The organism is Kitasatospora cinereorecta, assembly GCF_024172095.1.
Taxonomy (GTDB): domain Bacteria; phylum Actinomycetota; class Actinomycetes; order Streptomycetales; family Streptomycetaceae; genus Kitasatospora; species Kitasatospora cinereorecta.
Genome location: NZ_JAMZDX010000008.1, coordinates 22,692 through 40,512, shown reverse-complemented (window position 1 = coordinate 40,512; position 17,821 = coordinate 22,692). Strand labels below are relative to the sequence as shown.

The 17,821-nt window shown below is 67.9% G+C and carries 15 protein-coding genes; 4 read left to right on the top strand and 11 right to left on the bottom strand.

The features are described from left to right. Positions 1–117 precede the first annotated feature (117 nt). Together FHR36_RS35475 and FHR36_RS35470 are read right to left on the bottom strand one after the other, a co-directional pair. Entirely contained in the window at positions 118–1,032 is a 915-nt protein-coding gene (locus tag FHR36_RS35475; RefSeq protein WP_253804241.1) for a replication-relaxation family protein, read from the bottom strand. Positions 1,033–1,231: 199 nt separating this feature from the next. Continuing rightward, positions 1,232–2,212, bottom strand: coding sequence for a hypothetical protein (locus FHR36_RS35470; RefSeq protein ID WP_253804239.1), 981 nt, complete (start codon positions 2,210–2,212; stop codon positions 1,232–1,234). Between the two features lie 247 nt (positions 2,213–2,459). Between FHR36_RS35470 and FHR36_RS35465 the strand changes: the two genes are divergently transcribed. Beyond that, positions 2,460–3,434: a hypothetical protein gene (locus FHR36_RS35465; protein ID WP_253804237.1), complete on the top strand. Its 975-nt coding sequence runs from the start codon at positions 2,460–2,462 to the stop codon at positions 3,432–3,434. 51 nt (positions 3,435–3,485) lie between these two features. Here the strand turns inward: FHR36_RS35465 and FHR36_RS35460 are convergent, their stop codons facing one another. Further along, on the bottom strand, positions 3,486–4,187 hold the full coding sequence (locus FHR36_RS35460; protein WP_253804235.1) for a hypothetical protein: 702 nt from the start codon (positions 4,185–4,187) through the stop codon (positions 3,486–3,488). A 288-nt stretch (positions 4,188–4,475) separates the two neighbouring features. Between FHR36_RS35460 and FHR36_RS35455 the strand changes: the two genes are divergently transcribed. Together FHR36_RS35455 and FHR36_RS35450 are read left to right on the top strand one after the other, a co-directional pair. Next, positions 4,476–5,393, top strand: a complete 918-nt coding sequence (locus tag FHR36_RS35455; protein WP_253804233.1) for a hypothetical protein — start codon at positions 4,476–4,478, stop codon at positions 5,391–5,393. A gap of 628 nt (positions 5,394–6,021) precedes the next feature. Next, entirely contained in the window at positions 6,022–8,007 is a 1,986-nt protein-coding gene (locus FHR36_RS35450; protein ID WP_253804231.1) for a hypothetical protein, read from the top strand. Positions 8,008–8,185: 178 nt separating this feature from the next. Here FHR36_RS35450 and FHR36_RS35445 read toward each other — a convergent pair whose 3' ends face one another. The 4 genes from FHR36_RS35445 to FHR36_RS35435 all read right to left on the bottom strand — a co-directional run bounded on the left by FHR36_RS35445 (position 8,186) and on the right by FHR36_RS35435 (position 13,182). Further along, positions 8,186–9,790: a zinc-ribbon domain-containing protein gene (locus FHR36_RS35445; protein WP_253804229.1), complete on the bottom strand. Its 1,605-nt coding sequence runs from the start codon at positions 9,788–9,790 to the stop codon at positions 8,186–8,188. Between the two features lie 395 nt (positions 9,791–10,185). Continuing rightward, entirely contained in the window at positions 10,186–10,974 is a 789-nt protein-coding gene (locus tag FHR36_RS35440; protein WP_253804617.1) for a hypothetical protein, read from the bottom strand. Positions 10,975–11,383: 409 nt separating this feature from the next. After that, entirely contained in the window at positions 11,384–11,518 is a 135-nt protein-coding gene (locus FHR36_RS39700) for a hypothetical protein (protein WP_301331147.1), read from the bottom strand. Positions 11,519–11,745: 227 nt separating this feature from the next. Continuing rightward, the gene (locus FHR36_RS35435; protein WP_253804227.1) at positions 11,746–13,182 is read right to left on the bottom strand and encodes a DNA cytosine methyltransferase; all 1,437 of its coding nucleotides are present in this window, start codon (positions 13,180–13,182) and stop codon (positions 11,746–11,748) included. Positions 13,183–13,515: 333 nt separating this feature from the next. Between FHR36_RS35435 and FHR36_RS35430 the strand changes: the two genes are divergently transcribed. Then, a complete protein-coding gene (locus tag FHR36_RS35430; protein WP_253804225.1) occupies positions 13,516–14,442 on the top strand; it encodes a TRADD-N-associated membrane domain-containing protein in 927 nt (308 codons plus the stop codon). A 127-nt stretch (positions 14,443–14,569) separates the two neighbouring features. Here FHR36_RS35430 and FHR36_RS35425 read toward each other — a convergent pair whose 3' ends face one another. The 4 genes from FHR36_RS35425 to FHR36_RS35410 all read right to left on the bottom strand — a co-directional run bounded on the left by FHR36_RS35425 (position 14,570) and on the right by FHR36_RS35410 (position 17,820). Beyond that, a complete protein-coding gene (locus FHR36_RS35425; RefSeq protein WP_253804223.1) occupies positions 14,570–15,205 on the bottom strand; it encodes a hypothetical protein in 636 nt (211 codons plus the stop codon). A gap of 109 nt (positions 15,206–15,314) precedes the next feature. Next, complete coding sequence (locus FHR36_RS35420; protein WP_253804221.1) at positions 15,315–15,689, bottom strand: hypothetical protein; 375 nt, start codon at positions 15,687–15,689, stop codon at positions 15,315–15,317. Positions 15,690–15,812: 123 nt separating this feature from the next. Next, positions 15,813–16,628, bottom strand: a complete 816-nt coding sequence (locus FHR36_RS35415) for a deazapurine DNA modification protein DpdA family protein (protein WP_253804219.1) — start codon at positions 16,626–16,628, stop codon at positions 15,813–15,815. Positions 16,629–16,761: 133 nt separating this feature from the next. Then, entirely contained in the window at positions 16,762–17,820 is a 1,059-nt protein-coding gene (locus tag FHR36_RS35410) for a hypothetical protein (RefSeq protein WP_253804217.1), read from the bottom strand. Between the last annotated feature and the right edge of the window lies 1 nt (position 17,821).

Below are 17,821 nucleotides of genomic sequence, written 5' to 3'. Positions count from 1 at the left end.
TCACGAACACGACATCGGCGCACTCCCCGGGGGCGAGGGAGTGCCGGATCCCGCCGTCGTCGCGGTGGCGTGACCGATGCTGGTGAACCGTGGCACGCAAACCTCCTTGAGTAGGCGTTACAGGTCGGCCCAGCCGCACCGCGGGCGTTCGGCGTCGGCCAGCGGGCTCCAGACGGGCGCCGACGGACCGTGCTCCTCGATGTCCCGGAGCGTCGCCGCACCGGCCGGGACGTTGCGCAGCAGGTTGACCACGCGGGCGTTGTCCCCGGCGGCCAGCTGCAGGTCCTCGATCCGGTTGCGCATCGTGGTCTCCGAGCCGTTGGTCAGGACGAACAGCAGCCGGGGGAAGAGGGGGTAGAAGTCCTGCCAGGCCGGCGGGGCGCCCTGGGCCTCGGTGGTGCCGCGCAGGCGCAGCGGGATCGGGGTGAGCTCGTAGAAGCGGGCGTAGGCGGTGAGCTTCGAGGTCAGCTGCTCGCTCACCTCCGTGCACCGGTCCAGCTCGACGAACGCCCGCAGGTGCACCCGGCCCTCGTCCGTGGTGGCGGTGTAGCGCATCACGGCATCCGGCATCAGGGCGTCCCGCCGGGCCTCGGAGAGGCGGTGGTAGACCTCCGGCACCCAGTCGCGTGGCCCGTACTCGTCACCGCGTCGCCGCGCGTCCCGGATGAACTCGACGTGCGTCCGCACGACGTCCAGCGTGTGGCCGGAGTTGAGCAGCGCCCGGCTCGCGTCGAGCTTCGGCGGCGGGCTGCTCAGGCTCCTCAGCTCCTTGAACTCGCCCGCGACCTCCCGGCCGGCATCGGTCAGGAACCAGATCCGTGACCGGCCGTTCCCGAAGACGGACCGGGTGACGTACTCGGCCAGGCCCTTGCTGTGCAGGCCGGCCAGGCGCTTGTTGGCCCAGTTCGGGTTCTCGAACGGGCCGAGCAGCTCCCGCAGCTGTGCCGATGTGACCAAGCGGTGCTGGAAGAGCAGGGCCAGGACCTGCCGGTCGAAGTCGTGTCCGTTGTGGCTGTCGGTGGTGGCGATCACGCCGGGCCCCTTCTCGAATCTCAGGCGCGTGTGCGGGTCGGCCTAGACAACCCCGCACTCCTTGATGCACCCCTTGATACGGGTACGGACTTGGGCCACGGTTCCGTAACGTCGCACGTCGAGCCACGGCCGGCGGCACCTTGACGGCCTGTCGCGGGCGGCGGATTCGTTGATGCCCGCCTTGACGGGGCATCAAGAATCACTGGCCCGTGCCGGCCTTGGCTTCCTTGAGAAGCTGGCGACCCCGCTCGGCGCTGACACCGAGAGCGGCGCCGGCCTCGGCCGGAGTGAGCGCCGGGTTCTCGGCGAGCAGCTCCTTCAGCTGGGCCCGACGGGCGTCGGCCTGGGCGAGCAGCGGCTGGGTGCGGCGCCGCGGGGCGCGGTCCGCCGATCCGGCCGGACGCCCGCCGGCCTTCGCCTCGCCCTGCAGGAACCGGTCGTGCTGGTCCCAGTTCGTGATGGTCGAGCGCTTCCAGTGCTTCACGCCGTGGACCTCCGCGTCGGCCTCCGGGATGGAGGTGAGCTTCGTGCTCTTCCGGTTGGTGGAGGTGGCGTAGGTCCGCCAGGTCGAGATGGTGGGCCGGCGGTCCTCCGGCACCAGGTGGTAGGCCTCCTCGAGGTCGAACAGGTCATCCTCGTCCTCGCGCTCCAGGGCGGCGACGACCCAACGGCCGCCGGTGAACTCCAGGCGCAGCTGGGTGTTCACCGGCCAGGCACCCTTCTCGTTGTACGCGACCAGCTTCACGTTCACGTCGACGACCGCGTCTTCCGCGGCCTCGGGCACCTCGTCGGCCGCGAACACGCTGAACACCTCGACCCGGTCAAAACTCGCGTCGGCGGCAGGCGCGATCCGGGCGCCGTCGGCCACCGGAGCAGAGCTACCCGAACCGGTGAAGTAGCCGGTGAGGAAGCTGCGCAGCAGCTCCAGCACCGACTCGTCCTCGACCGCCAGGTTGAACACCTCGTCAGGGTTGGCCGGCGTGATCAGCGGGATCTCGCGCTCCTCGACCGCGGCGAGCAGCTGCTCCTCGTCCCAGAATCGGGTCTTGGCGCCGGGCCGGCTGATCGGCTGGGCGCGGAGCTTCTCCCATCGGCGGGTGTTGGTGAAGGTGCCAGTGCTGACGCCCATGAGGGAGGCGGCCCGGGCGGTGTCGGCGGTGGTGCGGTTGGCGGGGATCATGTTGGAGTCCTCAGTTGAGTAGCGGGTGGGGCCGGCCCGATCGGGTGGCAACAGGACAACGGTATCGCACTAGAACCATGATCGGTACCTGTTGTGCGGCCCACCGCTGGTTCCCGGACACCGCCCAGGGGCGGGCCGACCCTCCGTAACCTGCCCTCGGCAGGCCGCTGACCAGCGAAAACCACATGCCCAAGCAACCTGCCATGCTCGTCCCGACATTGCCCTCGAAAGGGACGGACGAACCACCATGCGCAAGCAGGACCTCCACGACGGCCTCGTCCGGCGCTACAAGGCGATCGCGGCGGCCCGGAGCCAGAACATCGACAGTGAGATGCGCTACGCCGCCGACTGGATCCGCAAGCAGCCGGCGCTGATGGGCCTGCTCCAAGAGGGCCGCCGGACCGAGGAGCCGCCGCAGATCGAAGACTGGCTCACTGAGTGCTACAAGGAGTTCGGGATCGTCTGGCGGACCAGCACGGAAGAGGGCCGGGCCGCCCTCGCCTGGGACTTCCTCACCACCGCCGGCCCGGGCCAGGCGGAGAGCGTGGCCCTGAACGTCTTCATGAGGTCTGGCGAGAAGCGCATCGACACGATGGTCAACCACCTGGCCGCCGATGTCTTCACTCCGCTCTTCGAGTGGCTCCTCGAACGGGTCCAGCGGACCAGCAGTGTGATCCACACCCTGCGCCGCTACGTCCACCGCGTCGAGACCTACGACCGCGAGGCCCTCCACACGCTCTACCTGGAGCGGACCGCCACCGGCGAGGAGCTCTACAACGACGACCTCCAGAAGCGCCTCTTCGACGACGGCGACTACGTCACCTACGCGAAGGTCAGGTCCGCCTCCGGCGAGCCCGACCTGATCGGTGACCTCGACTCCTGGGACCCGATCATCCTCGACGGCAAGCTGTACAAGGCGGGGAAGATCAAGTACGTCGCCCACGGGGTCCGCCAGGTCTACGAGTACGCCATCGATTACAGCCAGCACACCGGCTATTTGGTGGTCTTCAACCTCACCGACCACATCCTGGAGGTCGACGGCGACGGACCTGCCGGAACATGGCCGCCCTACTTCGAGATCGCCGGCGTGCGGGTCTACGTCGTGGTGGTGCGCGCCCTCCCGCCGGAGACGACGGCCAGCAGGCTGGGCACCGCGAAGGTGGCGACCCTGACCCGCGACCTGGTGCAGCAGGCGGTGGCCGGAGACCTGGACGACAGCTGACGAACGGTCTCGGGCCGGACGGATGGAGCAGCCGTCCGGCCCGATGCCGGTTCAGGCGACCGGCAGCAGCGCCGCCCCCGGCGCCGGAACCGGCGTTGCCGCGGCCCGCGCTGACCGCCATGCCGTCTCGAAGCCGTCGCGCGCCTTGGTGGGCACGCTGGCCGGGGCGGTGACGAACTGGCGCTCGACCGCGGGGAAGCGCTCACCCCGCTGGAGCGTGACCACCCGGTCGAAGCCGAAGGCGTAGCCGTCGACGACGCTCGCGGTGTGCGCCAGCTCCCGGCCGGGGGTGGCGGCGAAGCGGTCGAGCGAGGCCTTCGCCAGACGGCGGGGCAGGACCCCGGCCCGGCGGACCGAGCGCCACACCGTGCCCTTGCGCTGCGGGTCGTTGCAGTCCGGAACCCGCCGGGTGCACGACTGCTTGGGCAGGCCGCGGCACGCCTTGCACCGCGGGCGCGGCTCGCCGTGCTGCTGCTCGTAGGCGAGGCAGGCCGCGCAGCGCGGCCCGTGCCAGCTCCGGCACCAGGCGGAGCGGCCGGGGGTGAGTACGCGCCGCACCTCGTAGACGCTCCACGGCTCGGCGTCCAGGCGGGCGGCCAGGAGGTCGAGCGCCCGGGTGTTGCCGGCCAGGTGAAGCTGCTGGCGCAGCGAGGAGTTGGCGTAGAGCGTGAACAGGGGGTTCAGGGCCTGGGCGGTGTACTCCAGCAACGCGGCCTCCACGATCTGCTCGGGGAAGCGCGCGGCTCGGGCCATGTGGTCGGGTAGCGATCCGCTGGAAGTCGGGTAGGGACAGGCCCATTCCCTGTCAAGTCTGCATGTGTTGCGAGCATTGGCTCTAACCAACCCTGGCGACCTCTGGCGATCCCGGAACTTCATCACTACTGGTAGCGGACGAGAGTCATGACCCCAAGTAGCGGGCGAGACTCAAAGGCCCGAGGCATCAATAGACCGTTTGTTCGATTGATGGATGGGGCCCACGAGTTGGCATCGACTGTGTTCAACTCGTGGATGCTACGGCCGCTGCACCGCTAGAGTGCCCCCGTGATCAGAGAGCAGTGGAGCGGGGGCGAATGGGAGGACTACTGTCGGCGCCTCCTGTCGATGCGCTACGACTCGAACATTCAGTTCATTCCCGCTCGCGATCGCGGCGACGGCGGCCTGGAAGCGTTCCGTTTCGATGGCGTTGGATATCAGTGCTACGTCCCGGAAGACGCCTTCACCCTAGAGTCACAGACGACCTCCCAGAAGCGCAAGATCACAAAAGATCTCAAGCGTCTCTGTGATGATGTTGAGGGGACCTGTCGCCTCCTCGGCGATGTGCGCCTGCATACCTGGATCCTGATGACCCCAGAGTTCGATAGTCGATCCCTTGTTGAGCACGCGCAGAAGAAGAAAAAGGACGTATCAGCCATCCTGCCGCGCCCAAAGTGGCTGGCTGACGAATTCAAAGTTCTCGTCATTACGGACGAGGAATTTGCCGCTGAGCGCGCTCGCCTTGTTGGGCAAGTGGAGACGGAACTTCATCTTGACGTCCCGGATCCGGATGAAACTCTGTGGAGCTTTGGCGAGGGCAATGAGATAGCTGACCGAGTCGCTTCCAAGCTCTCAGTGGTGCCCTCCCTTGCCTCTGACCCGGAATGGCTCACCGACTACCGCGACGGGATGCTTCGGGTCTACTTCAGAGGCCAGGCCCAGATGGAGAAACTCCAGGTGGAATACCCGCCGCTCTATGCAGCGGTGGCGCGAAGGCTTAAGTCTGATCTAAATACCCTGACAATGACCATCTCCGCTATGGAAAGCCCCGGCACTGAGGTAATTGAAACTCTAGTGCGAAGATTGACCGAGAGTCTCAAGAAGGACGCTCCCGGCCTATCCAACATCCTATGCGAAGAGATCGCTTGGCATGCAGTCTCTAGCTGGCTTATCCGGTGCCCGTTGCGGTTCAGGAGGGCAGCGTAGTGTGGTCGACGCTTCCCGACAGCATCCCTCTGGAGCCGATCAATCCGGAAGAGCGGCTGACTGATCTAGCCACGCTCAAGCAGTTTCCGCACCGCAATCCTCTTGCGCCCGTTGAGCTCCAGCGTGTTCCATTGCCGGTGCCTACGGTGAGCCGGGCGGGATGGCGCGTGACTGCTCTCGTGCTAATTCTTGGTAGCTGTCGCGGAAGTTCGGCTACCGTCGAGCAGTTGAACTGCCTCCTGTGGGCCATCAGCGACAGAGCCAGCACTGATCTATTTCTATCCACCTGGCAAAGCAATGACTCACAGAAGGCTCCTCTCCGAAAATTCTTCCCCCCGCTTGATGACACCCTCAAAATCGCTCACTCCGAGGGGCTTGTCGAGCAAAAGGGCAAGGCGCGATACGGGCTCACTGCACTCGGAAAGAGGTATCTATCACTGCTTGGCCTCGATGATGACCTCCTAGAGGAAGAAAAGCGATTCCTGGCCCAAATCCGACCGATCACAACTTCGGGAATGTGGGATAGGCTGGGAGTCATCAAGGCGGCTAGTCGCGGGGAACCGGGGGCTTGAGCGTGAGCATTAGACTTGCAAATGTAGAGATCTCGTCAAGGACTGAGCGCGGCCTTTTGCGATACGAGACGAATCTCTCGCCCGGCCTGAATGTCATCGCAGCCCCGAATAGCTTCGGGAAGTCAACCCTCTTGCAGGGCATCATTTACGCCCTGGGGCTTGAAGGGATGTTTTCCTCCAGTCGGAAGCCTCCGTTCGGCCCGGCGCTTCTGACGCTGGCGGACTGGCCAGATGGAACACGTTCACCGGTGCGTGAATCGTGGGTATCGCTGACCATTGCAAATGAGCAGGGTGCTTATATGCGATGCAAGCGGTTCGTGCGTGGTGACGGTATCGACACGTCGCTGATCATGACGTGGCAGGGAAGTAGCCAGATCGAGCTCGACCGAGCGAACCGGGTCGACATGTTCGTTCGGCAACCTGGGGCTGCCTTCCGGGAGCTTGGATTTCACAGGGCGCTGGCAGAATTCTTGGGATGGGGCCTCCCCACCGTCCCTGGATTCAACTCAACCGAAGTTTCTCTCTACCTGGAAGCTCTTTTCCCCCTGTTCTATGTGGAGCAGAAATCCGGCTGGTCCGGAGTAGCTCCCCGGATGCCCACATATTTGGGAATCCGCGACGTGTTGAAGCGTTCTGTTGAATACGTCCTCGGATTGTCTGCCTTGGAGCGGCTCACCGCACTTGGTGCGGTGAGAAGCGAGGAAGACGATGTCAAGAAGCGATGGCAGGCAGCGAGCGACCGCCTCAGTGACGCGGCAAAGAGCTTGAACTGTCGGGTCTTCCTGCATCAAGAGAGTCCGGTCACTCCCGCTCGTCGCCAACACTGTGTCGTGGAAGTGATGGACGAGAATTCGTGGGTCCCGTTGGAGCGACAGATCGACGTCTGGCGCCAGCGTCTAAGCGAGTTGGAGCATGCTGGCGTTGAGCCGGCCGGAGAACACACAAGTCAAGCCCAGGAAGAGCTGGCCGTCGCGGAAAAATCCATCCGCGAAGTTGGCGGCAGGATTCGACTAATCGACGAACAGCTAAACTTCTCACGAACCGATTCCGATGCCCTTGCTAGCCGCCTGGCAAGTCTCGACACGGAACGGAATCGCCTGGCGGACCTCCGCAAGCTTCGCAGCCTTGGTAGCACTCTCGGCATCATGTCAGTATCGAACGACGTTTGCCCTACCTGCGGGCAACTTCTTGATGGGCGAGAAACCGCAACAGGAATTGCTGCGGACCTTGACCAAACAATCGCAGAGACCGAGGCTGAGCGGGAAACGGTTCGAGCGGCTACCCAGAGTGCTGAACGACGCAGGGCTGGTCTCGAACGAAACCGGAACTCCCTTCAGGCCGCACTGCACGGGGCTATGCGGCAAGCTAGGGCACTTCGGGACGAGCTAGCTGGTCCTTCAGCAGCCCCGAGCCGAGCGCAAGTTCAGCAGCAGATTCTTCTCGCTTCCTCCATCGAAAGAGCGCAACGTTTGCTCGATCTGGCTGAAGATGCTGACGATTACTTCGATGAACTGGCTCTTCGCTGGCAAGACATTCGTGACAGGCTGGCGGATTTGCGGGACGGAACGCTCAGCCGGACCGACCAGCAGATCGTTTCAAGGATGAATTCGAGTTTCCAGGCACAGGTCCGAGACTATGGGCTACGCAGTGTGCCGCCTTCCGATTTGTCGATTGATGAATCGGCTCTAATCCCGGTGAACGATGGGGTAGAGCTTGCGTTCGATCTGTCGATGGGAATCAGCGCTTCGGACATGATCCGAACGAAGTGGGCGTACTACCTATCTCTTTTCGAGGCATCTTTGTCTTCGCCTCGAAACCGGCATGCCAAGCTGCTCATGCTCGACGAACCCCGCCAGCAGGAGACCGATCGCAGAAGCCTCGCTGCTTTCGTCAGGCGGCTCGAAAGAGCGGCGGCCAGTGGCTGTCAGGTGATCTACGCCACCAGCGAGGATCGGCGAGATCTGAATGAAGTTCTCAGTGATATCCGAGTAGCGATGCTCCCGGCTCAAGGCCCACACCTGCTTGATCCAGTAGGTGGCTGAGGTCGCGACGGCCGGCCTGACTCAGCTGACCTGCCGTTGCCCATCCAGCTGAGGTTTCACCGATGGTGAAGCCGCCGAACTTGTATTTGACGAATGCTGCAGGAGGAGCTCGGCATCGCCGCCTGAACGAGGGTGTCCGCACCGAAGTCCGTGCGGACACCCTCGCTTGCGGGCTTGATCACCAAAGGCGCAACGGATCTGCGTCATCCAGTTCGTGCTCATTGAAGTCGTGCAGCACATAGGCAGATTGACGGTCAGCGGCCTTGGCTGCCCTCCGCTCTGCCGCCCGGCTCCGCAACTCGGCCAGTCGGTACTCGGCTCGGTCCGAGGCGCGAGGTCCAGGCTGGCTGCGGTACTCCTCCGCCTTGCTAGCGGGGATGACGCCCAGACTGACGAGATGGTCCAAGACGATGCCGGCTGCGACTTCAGCGGGGGCCCGGAACGGGATGACGACGTCGCGGCTGGGGTCCAGAGCCGTCAGCGGATGCTCTCGAACGCGGACTACGTAGCGAACCTTCGTCAGCAAGCGCTCGGACTTCTCGGCGTCGATCTTCTCGGTGCTGTCGTGCCAATAGGACCCGTCGAACTCCAGGACCAAGTCGAGGGAGGGGATCCAGATGTCCACCAGATTGGTGCGCTGTTCCGTCTGGATCCGGTGGTGGTCGAAGTCGACCGGCAGGACGACGCCCAGTTCCGCGGCAAGGCGGATTTCCTGGGCAGAGGTGCCCGGCAGGTTGCACTCGGGGCAGCCCGTACCGTTGAAGGTGCGGTTCAGAACCACGGCTTCCCAGGTGTGCTCCGCTGGTTGGAGGGGGCAGATCCACCACACCTTCCGGTTGCTTCCCAACGTCAGCTCAGCGGCACTGATGCCAGACCTCTCGGCATCAAGCTGGGCAGCCAGGTCCTCACGCAGGGCCAGCAGGCTGGTGGTCTCGGATACCTCGTGCCCAGCACAGAACGGACATCCCTGGCCGCTCGTCCGCTTGTAGACACGCGCGGGCCAGCGGTGGTCTGATCCCTCGGGGCACTTCCAGTGGACCTTGCGGCTCGACCCGATCGACACACTGTCGGGTGTGAGGGCACCGTTGCGCTCGTAGTCCCACTGGGCCACCAGATCGGGGCGCGAACTCGAGAGGCGGTTGAGCTCCCAGACCCGGCTGCCGCTGCAGTAAGGGCAGCCGGATCCCTTGCCGACCCTGTTGTTCGGGCTGGCTGCCCAGCGGTGCTGTGGGAATTCGGAGCATGTCCAGATATATCGCCGGTTGTCCTGGGAGAAGACGTCAGCGGGGGTCGTCCCGTTCACCGCGCTCAGGAACTCCTTGGCCACGGCCGGTGCGACAGCGGCCAGTGAGCGTTCAGGCGAGAGTCGCTTCCCGGCGCAGGAGGGGCATCCTTGCATCTGGCCCGGATTCGTCCGGCTGTTCACCGGCATGGGGTAGTCCGGGTGGCCGAGAGCCTTGGGACAGGTCCACGTCGCCTCGACCTTCGCGCCGGCGAGGATCTCGCTGGCCTTGAAGCCCGATGCTTCCGCGTTGAGCTCGGCGGCTATCTGCGGGAAGCGGCCTTCCAGGCTCCGCTCGAAGGGGACGTCGCCGCGCAGACGCTTGCTCCTGCAGGGGCCGCAGCCCGTGGGCTTCGTCTTCTTCGTCCTGTTATTCGGTGTGGCCTTCCAGGCATGGTCGGGGACATCCGGGCACTGCCACCAGACCCTCTCCTTCCAGCTGTAGGGGACCTGGTCCGGGGTCAGAGCGCCGTTGAGGGTGGGGTGGAACTGCGCGGCCACGGGGTGCTCGCTGAGCATCCTCTTTGGTGCGGCGGTGGGTCGGGTAGCGGACGCCATTGGTGCCTCTCCTGGGTGGTCACCTCTGGGAGCGCGTTGCTTGATCTCGAGGCTTCCCCGTCACGTTCCGAGCCCCTCCCAGAGCTGGCCAACAGACTAAGCCAGCGACTGACAACTCCTCTTCCTGCTAACAGATTTGATCGAATGGCGCCAGCGCTGCAGCAGATCAGAAGACCTCGGCATGGGCTCTGTGCGTATCACTGTTGCTTGAGGTAACAGCTCGCGAGCCTGTGTCCCACCAGGAGCGACACATCTCGCCGAAACCGTCGGGTACCGCGACAAAAGTGTCAGCCCCAGCCGACATAACTGCCCGCTGGGCTGACATCCGCCCTGAGCGATCAGCTGCCCGGGCCTGGCGTGACGGGCAGACCCGTGCGCAGTCGGTGCCGCCCAGGCCAGCGGTGAGCGTGATCTCCGCGTGCGGCGCGTGCGGCCGGCCGGTGCGGGAGGTGAGCCGGGTGGTGCCCGCAGCCTGGGCGTTGGTTGGCAGTAGCGGCCACGCCGCGGCCAGGCGCCGGGCGGCTGCCCCGGTGACTCCGGCGGTGGGGGTCGTGGGCGGACCGGCTTTCCAGGGCCAGGCGCAGCAGGCGTTCGGCGTAGGGGAGTCGGAGGCGTTCTGCCCGGACGACGACGGCGTGGTCGCCGGAGGGGGCCGCGGTGATCCGGGTGCCGTCCAGGTTCCAGCAGACCTTGAAGCCGCCGGTCTCGGTGTCGGTGACGGTGCGGCGCTCGGGGGCGAGGGGGCTGGAGCAGAGTTCGTACCGGAGCTCCCGCCGGCGGGCGAAGCCGTCGCAGTCCGAGCCGGTGGCGAGGGCGGCCTGGTCGGCGGCGGGCAGGTGGTGGCGGGCCGCGGCTGCGGCGAGATGGCGCGGGTGGACGCGGCGGCCCGGGACGGCGGCGGCCTCCAGCGGGGCGCAGTCGGCGGGCCAAGCCGCCATCCGCACCTGGCCGCAGGGGCTGGTGGCGAGCAGCAGGGTGCGGGTGTCGTCGGTCAGCCCGGCTGCGGCCAGGCCGTCCAGCTCGGTGCCCGGTGCCGGGTGCCAGGACCTTCCTGCCCGTGCGGGCAGGTGTGCGGCGGTGGCTGCGGCGAACTCCTCGGCGGCGCGGAACTGAGTTGTCGGGCGCATGGCCATGTCTCCTCGGTGGGATCTCGGTTCGAAGGGGCGTGCCGACGGGGCTCGCGGGCCAGTGCCTCGCGTTCGCTTGTCTCGCCGGTGGTGGCGGGCCGGACGCGGACGCTGTCGACGTCCGGGGCGTCCTCGGCGGTGTAGCCGGACTCCTCCAGCACCCCGGTCATGGCGGCCAGGGTGCTGACGAAGTTGTCGGTGAGGCACCACAGCACGACGCTGTCGTACGGGCGCTCCTCGGTGGCCGGCTCTTCGCGCAGCGCGAAGTCGCCTCCGCGTTCGGGGCCGCAGTTCTCGGGCGCCGGTGCCGGCCGCCATCCCTTGGCAGTCAGGACGGCGGCGACCGCCGCTCGGTGGCCAGGGGTGGGCCGGGCGCCGCCCGTCGTCGGGCCGCGGCCCGGGCGACGGGTCACCGGTCCTCCGGTTCGTCATCGTCCCCGTCGTCCTTGCGGCCGTCGGGCAGGGGCATCCCGATCTCGGTGAACCACTCGTCGACGATGCCGACGGTGTCGCCGCCGTTGAGGTACCCCTCCCGTGCGTGCACGTCGGTGAGGCGGGAGTGGAGCTGGGCGACGGCGGCGGTCAGGCGGCCGCCTCGGGGGCTTGCTGGGTCATGGTGGAGCTCCGTTCGGTCGGGGTGGGCCGGGGCGGCGGTGCGGGCCGCCCAGGCGGGGGGTGAGTGGTGGTGCTGCGGGGTCCGGCGCCGCTGGCCGGTGGGCCCGGGGGCGAAGGGCTGGTTGCAGCCCTTCGCCCCGGGTGGGGCGGTGTGGGTCAGGCCGCGAGCGCGAGGTCGCGCTGGAGCGGCTCGCCGGTGACGGCTTCGACCAGGGCCGAGATGATGAGCTCGGCGACGGGCGGGGTGACTGCGTTGCCGTACTGGCGGACCTGGTCCTTGGCGGAGCCCAGCACGATGTAGTCGTGGCCGAAGGCCATGGCCCGGCCGACCTCCCGGGGCGTCAGCATCCTGAACAGGACGTCGTCGAGGTCGATCTCGCGGCCGTCCAGGAGCTGGTGGGTGATCAGTGACCACCGGTCCTTGGTGGTGATGGTGCCTACCGGGTCGGTGACGGGCCGGGCCCGGCCGTTGGTGTAGTACGGCACCAGCAGCCGCTGGATCTGTTCGTTCGGCGCGGTGACCAGGCCGTGGTGGTTGCCGCTCGCGGTCACCGTGGTCAGCGGCGCCGTTACCGGCCGGAAGCGTCCCTTGTCGCCCCCGCCGCGTAGCGGGACGATGAACGGCTCCCAGCCCAGATTCGGCTGCGTGGGGCCGGTCGGAGCGGCGAGCAGCGTGTCCTCGGCCTCGGCGGCCGGCAGCGGCCGGTACTTGCGCAGCCCGGCCAGGATGCGGGCCAGAGTTGCGTCGGCGAGGGGCTCGGAGCGGTCGCCGACCCGGGTGCCCGGCGTGCTCCAGTCGATGATGCTGTCGGCGCCCAGGACCTCCGGCTCGACGATGCTGTGGCGGCAGGCCGTGTTGGGGCAGCGGTACCAGTACTGGCCGTGGCGGCCGTAGCTGCCCATGTCGTCGCCGGGCTTCTTGAAGACCTGCAGGGCGTCGACCATCTTGTCGCAGGCGCGGCAGTACGCCCGCGGGCGCAGCCACTTGTCCCAGTCGGGCCGGCGGCCGAGCTTCTTGTGCCAGTAGGCGACGTAGGCCCGGTCCCGGGACTGCGGAGCGGGCCGGCAGCGCACCGGTCGGGCATGGGAGGAGTTGAAGGCGATCACCTTCACCTCGTAGCCCTCCGCCTTGATCTCCTTGATCCAGCGGTCCCACTCGGCCCACTTGCGGACCTCGATCACGTTCTCGACCATGCCGACCAGAACCGGGGTCCCGCGCAGGTTCATCGCCCGCAGGTACCGGGGCACCTCCTCCATCAGCGCCCTAGCCCGCTTGATCATGGGGTCCGGTTCCTTCTCCCCGAACAGCACGCCCTGGGTGGACTTGTCGAAGTCCCGGCGCTTGCCGCGGGCGTCGGCCCAGGGCGGGCAGCTGGGGGAGGAGCAGAAGACGTCGGCGGAGGGGAACTTGGTGATGTCGGTGCGGGCGATGTCCTCGACGAAGTGCTCCACGTGCGGGAAGTTCGCCGAGTGCGTGGCGACAGCCTGCGGGTTGTGGTTGGCCGCGAGGATCAGCTCCGTCCCGGGGACGGCGTGCACGCCTTGGCTCGTCCCGCCAGCGCCGGCGAACTCGTCGAACACCTTGAGCGTCATGGGCTGTGTCTCCTGTCGGAAGGTTCGAAGGGGTGCCGGCCCGGCGGCGGGGAGCCACCCCCACCGCTTGCCAACAGGACAACTATATCAGATGTTATGCCCGAATGGGAGTGGAATTCGCTGCCCCCCGGGCCGCCGGCTGTCCGGTCTCACTGAACCTGGGCCGGTCTCGCTAGACCTGGGCCGATTGCCCTCGACGGCCCAGATTGGCGGTGCGGGCTGGTGCGGGTTCTGTTCCGCACTGGCGAGGCGTTCTTGACTGCGCATGTGTGATGGGGCATCAGGTCGCCGCTATGATCAGACGCTTCACGATCCTGCTGCCGGGGGTGGCCGATGCCTACCGTTACCGATCTTTCCGGCGAGAGCCCCGGCCCTGGCTCCGAGATCTCGGTGACGTTCGACGAGTCCAGTATTTCTGTGTCGTCTCGGCTGCTCCTGTTTTTCCTGGGCGTCGCGCTCACTCTTGCGTTGACCCTCAGTGGTCTTCTACCACTCAACGATGGCGCGTCTTCCCAATCGGGCGGCAGCAGTCAGGGCGGGAACGTCGAGCACATGCCGGACTGGATGTGGGTGGTGCTCGCCGTCTGCGCCGGGGTGCTGACGGTGGGCGGTGTGGTGTGGCTGGGGTTCAGGGCGAAGCGTGATCGGGCCGCGGAGACGGTGGCTGTGGAACGCGCGGCGCTGCAGCGGCGGATCAACGAGAAGCGGCTGGCGAACCTGAAGGCGATCACCCCGCTCGCGGAGTTGCTGGAGCTGAACCAGAAGCAGATCGATGCCTATCACCGGATCGCGACCGGTCAGGCAGACCGGTCGTTCCGGTCGTCGCAGTGGGCGATGTGGATCGGCCTGGCCGTGGTCGTGGTGTGCTTCGCGGTGGGGCTGAAGGTGCCGAGCGGCGAGGCGAAAATCTTCATCGGGGCGATGGGCGGCGTCGGCACGGTGCTGTCGGGCTATCTGAGCCGGACTTACCTGCAGGTCTACGGGCAGACGCTCGCGCAGTTGAACCGGTACTTCGAGCAGCCGGTGCTCACCGGCTATTACCTGACGGCGGAGCGGCTGGCGAAGGATCTCCCCGATACTCCGGAGGGGGAGATGCGGCGGAAGATTATCGATCAGGTGCTGCAGGCGAGTGCGGCCCTGCAGGGCACGGCCCCGGTCCCGTCGCCGCGGACGCCGTCGGTGCCGGGCGCGCGCCGCAAGCGTCCGGCCGCGGCGGCGGCGGCGGAGCCTTCGGCCACGCCCGAGCAGATCCAGGGCTGAGCCCGGGGGCAGCGCAGTGCGGCCAGGGCAAGCAGCGCCAGGTCGGTCCCGCAGTGCAGGCGCAGCGTGAGGCGTTCGCTGTTGTTGTCGCCTCCACGCGCTCCAGGACGGTACTCCACGTGGACCGTCAACCAGACGCTGATCCGGTCCAGCTGCTCGGCTGCGGGCGGCACCGAGATGACCGCCCAGGCACCGTGCCAGGGCAGGTCCCTGGAAAGGGTGCTCGCGACGTGCCCCCGGGTGCCTGGCCGGGCGCAGCGGCGCGGCGAGGCGGGGGGAGCGTCACGGTGTACCGGCTCGGGCGGTCGGCGACCGCGGCGATGTCCCACGGTCGCCCGGCGGCGGCCGGTGCCGAGCTGGCGGCGGCGAACCGGCCCGCCCACGACTCCGGGCCGTCCCCGTCGCGGCCAGCCAGCTCGACGGCGGCGTACAGGGACTGCAGGGCGGCCGCGAGCGCCCTCCCGTCCTCCGGCCACAGGTAGCGGAGCTGGGCCGGGGCGACCAGCGCCGCGCTCTGGGAGCGGAGCTCGGCGAAGACGGGCCTCGGGCCGAACCGGCCGCCGTCGCGCAGGACGATGTCGACCTGGTGGGCATGGCGCCAGACGGAGCGCACCACGTACGTGGCGTCGAAGGCCAGGGCGTCGGCGAGGTCGGCCCGGGTGGTGGGGTTGGGGTGGAGTTCGAAGAGCCGACGACGGACGTCGAGGTGACGGGCCGGCTCCTCGTGCGGGTCGGGCAGCGGTGCGCTGGTGGCGATGGTCATGGCGGAGTGCTTCCTCTCGGTGGGCTCGACGGGTTACCGGGGCGGCGGCGTGGGCCGCCGCCCCGCGAGGAGGCCCGGGCGGGATCCGCCCGGGCCTCCCGACTCGCCGTCAGAGGATGTCGTAGGAGGTCGGGTGGACGCCCTCGATCACGAACGAGGTCGCCCCCGCCGGGACCTCGAAGCGCGTCTGCCTCGTGGCGGCCAGCTTCAGCGTGGACTCGGCGTCGAGCTCGATGTCCACGCGGCTCACGCGGGCGTGGATCACCATGCCGGTCAGGCCCTTGAGGTACTGCGGCCGGATCCGGTCGATCCTCACCCGGTCGCCGGGGCTGGCGATCTGCACCATCGACGACGTGCGAGTGGCCATCTCGGCGGGGGCGGGGCGCAGTGCGAGGCGCCGCGAGCGGAGCGCCGCCGCGATGAGCTCCACCTGCTCGGCGGTGGCGGTGGAGATGAAGGCGCGGGCGGTCTCGAAGTCGGACATGGTCAGTGCTCCTGTGGGGTCGTAGCGGTTCGAAGGGTTCGGGCGGAGCCATCCGCCCAATAAGAGAACTATATCATTCCTAGTGCATGGACGCGAGCGTATTTCCGCTCCGCCCTGGTGTCGTCACACGGCCAGGGTCAGCTGCTTCGGAGTTTTCAGCTTCTCAATCACCTGGCTGCGCCATGCCATGGCGTAGGTCCGACAGTTGCGGCAGTCGAGGCCCTGGTGCGTGCAGCCGGCCAGCCGGATGTTGCGCCGCCGTGCCCCGGCTGACCAGGCGTAGCTGTCCGCGCTCGCGAGGTGGTGGCCGTGGCGGTCCAGTCCATCCGATTTGATGCCGAAGCCGTGAAGGGCGTACCCGCGGCCGGCCAGGGTGGCCAGGATGTGTCCGGTGGCCCGGGTGCCCTGGCGGCGGCAGACCGACCCCACCCCGACCCGGAACGCCTGGGCCAGGTCGACTCCGGCCCGCTCGTACATCCGGCAGTGCTCGACGTAGTCCTCCACGCTCTGGCCCTGCAGGATGGGAATCCACGGGGCCTGGTCGAACTGCTCCGTGAGGTAGAGGTACGAGTCGACCGTGAACTCCTGGTGCTGGCGCAGCCCGAATCCGCTGCGCGCGAGGATCTGAGGCTCGGTCATCCAGTCCTGTACCGACGCGAACACCGGCGGGGCGCCGAAGTCGTCCATCAGCCGGTAGACCATGCCGCCGTACTCGTCCGGGTCGAGCAGGAACTCCCCATGCTGGCCGATCTGCGAGAACCCCGCGCTGTCCAGCGCCCACAGGCACCTGGCCGACGGGAACCGTTCGCCCCGGCTGCGGTACCTGACCAGGGCGTTCACCGACAGCATGAGCGGGACAGGGGAGTCCTTGGCCCAGGACGGCGGGCCGCCGAGGAAGAACGTGGTGCGGTCGGCCACGGCGGGAGGGGGCAGGCTCATGGTGTCCTCCTCGGGAGGGGGCGGGTTCGCGGGGGCGTCGAAGGCGCGCCGAACGACCGGCCGAACGCTGACCGGGGCGCAGAAAGGGGCCGGTGCGGGCGGGTGCCGCACCGGCCAGGTGGAGCGGTGGGTGTCAGGCCGTCGCGGCCGGGGTCCCGGCCGCGAGGTCCACGCCGATGTGGAGCACCTCGAAGGTGTCGGCCCGGCGCCGGACGTCCTCCTCGTGCTGGTAGACGGCCGTGCCGGCCCGGCCGACCACGACCACGGCCGTCCCGGGCTTCAGCGCCAGCACCCCCCGGGCCGCCGCGCCTCGGGCGGTGCAGATCACCACGGAGGGCCGGTCCGCGCGCCAGGACGCCGTGCCGCACGCTCCGGCCAACCGGACGTACAGCCGGGCGGTGCCGTCCGCCATCACCTCCGTCGCCCGCTCAAGGTGCCCGGTGACGGTCTGCACCGGGGACGCAGAGGCCGCGTCGTCGGGCAGCGGGGCGTCCTGCCCGCAGAACTCCTCCAGTTCCAGCAGCAGCCTCTCCCGCTCTTCCCCTTCGGCGTGCATGCTCTCCCGGGCGGCGCCGCCGAGCAGCGGGGACGCGCTCTCCCGCGCCCGCTGCTGGATCGCGCCGGCCTGCTGGCAGAGCTTGGCGGCCAGCTCGAACAGCTCCCGCTGCTCCTCCTTCCCGGCCAGTCGCGAGCACTCGTCGTCGAGTTCCTTCCGGACGGCCTTCGCAGTGGCTCGCAGGGTGCGGAAACGCCGGACACGGGTGAAGCCGTAAGGCTCGGTGTCCTGCTCGACCACGACCAGGGACGTCGACGGCCAGCCGCTCGCGTCCAGCGGGCCGAGTTCCAGGTCGAGGATCAGTGTCGGGCGCGAGTCGTGCAGCAGCCCGTACGGGAACCTGGCCGTCGGCGTGGGGAACGGCACCACGCCGGACGTCAGGTGGGCGCGCAGGGTCGCCGCGCTGGGCTGGACCTGGTGGCGGTGCAGGCGGGCGAGGTAGAGGCCGACGGTCCACATCTGCCAGGCGGCGGTGCCGAACGGCTCGGACGGCATCGCCAGGCGCAGCACCTCCTCCCCGCCCTGGTCGTCGGAGATCACCGCGTTCAGTACTGCGTACGTCGGCCGGGGCGGCTTGGGTGCCTCTTCGGCGGGGGAGGTCTGGGGCTCGGCGGCAGGGGCGGTGCTGCGCGACATG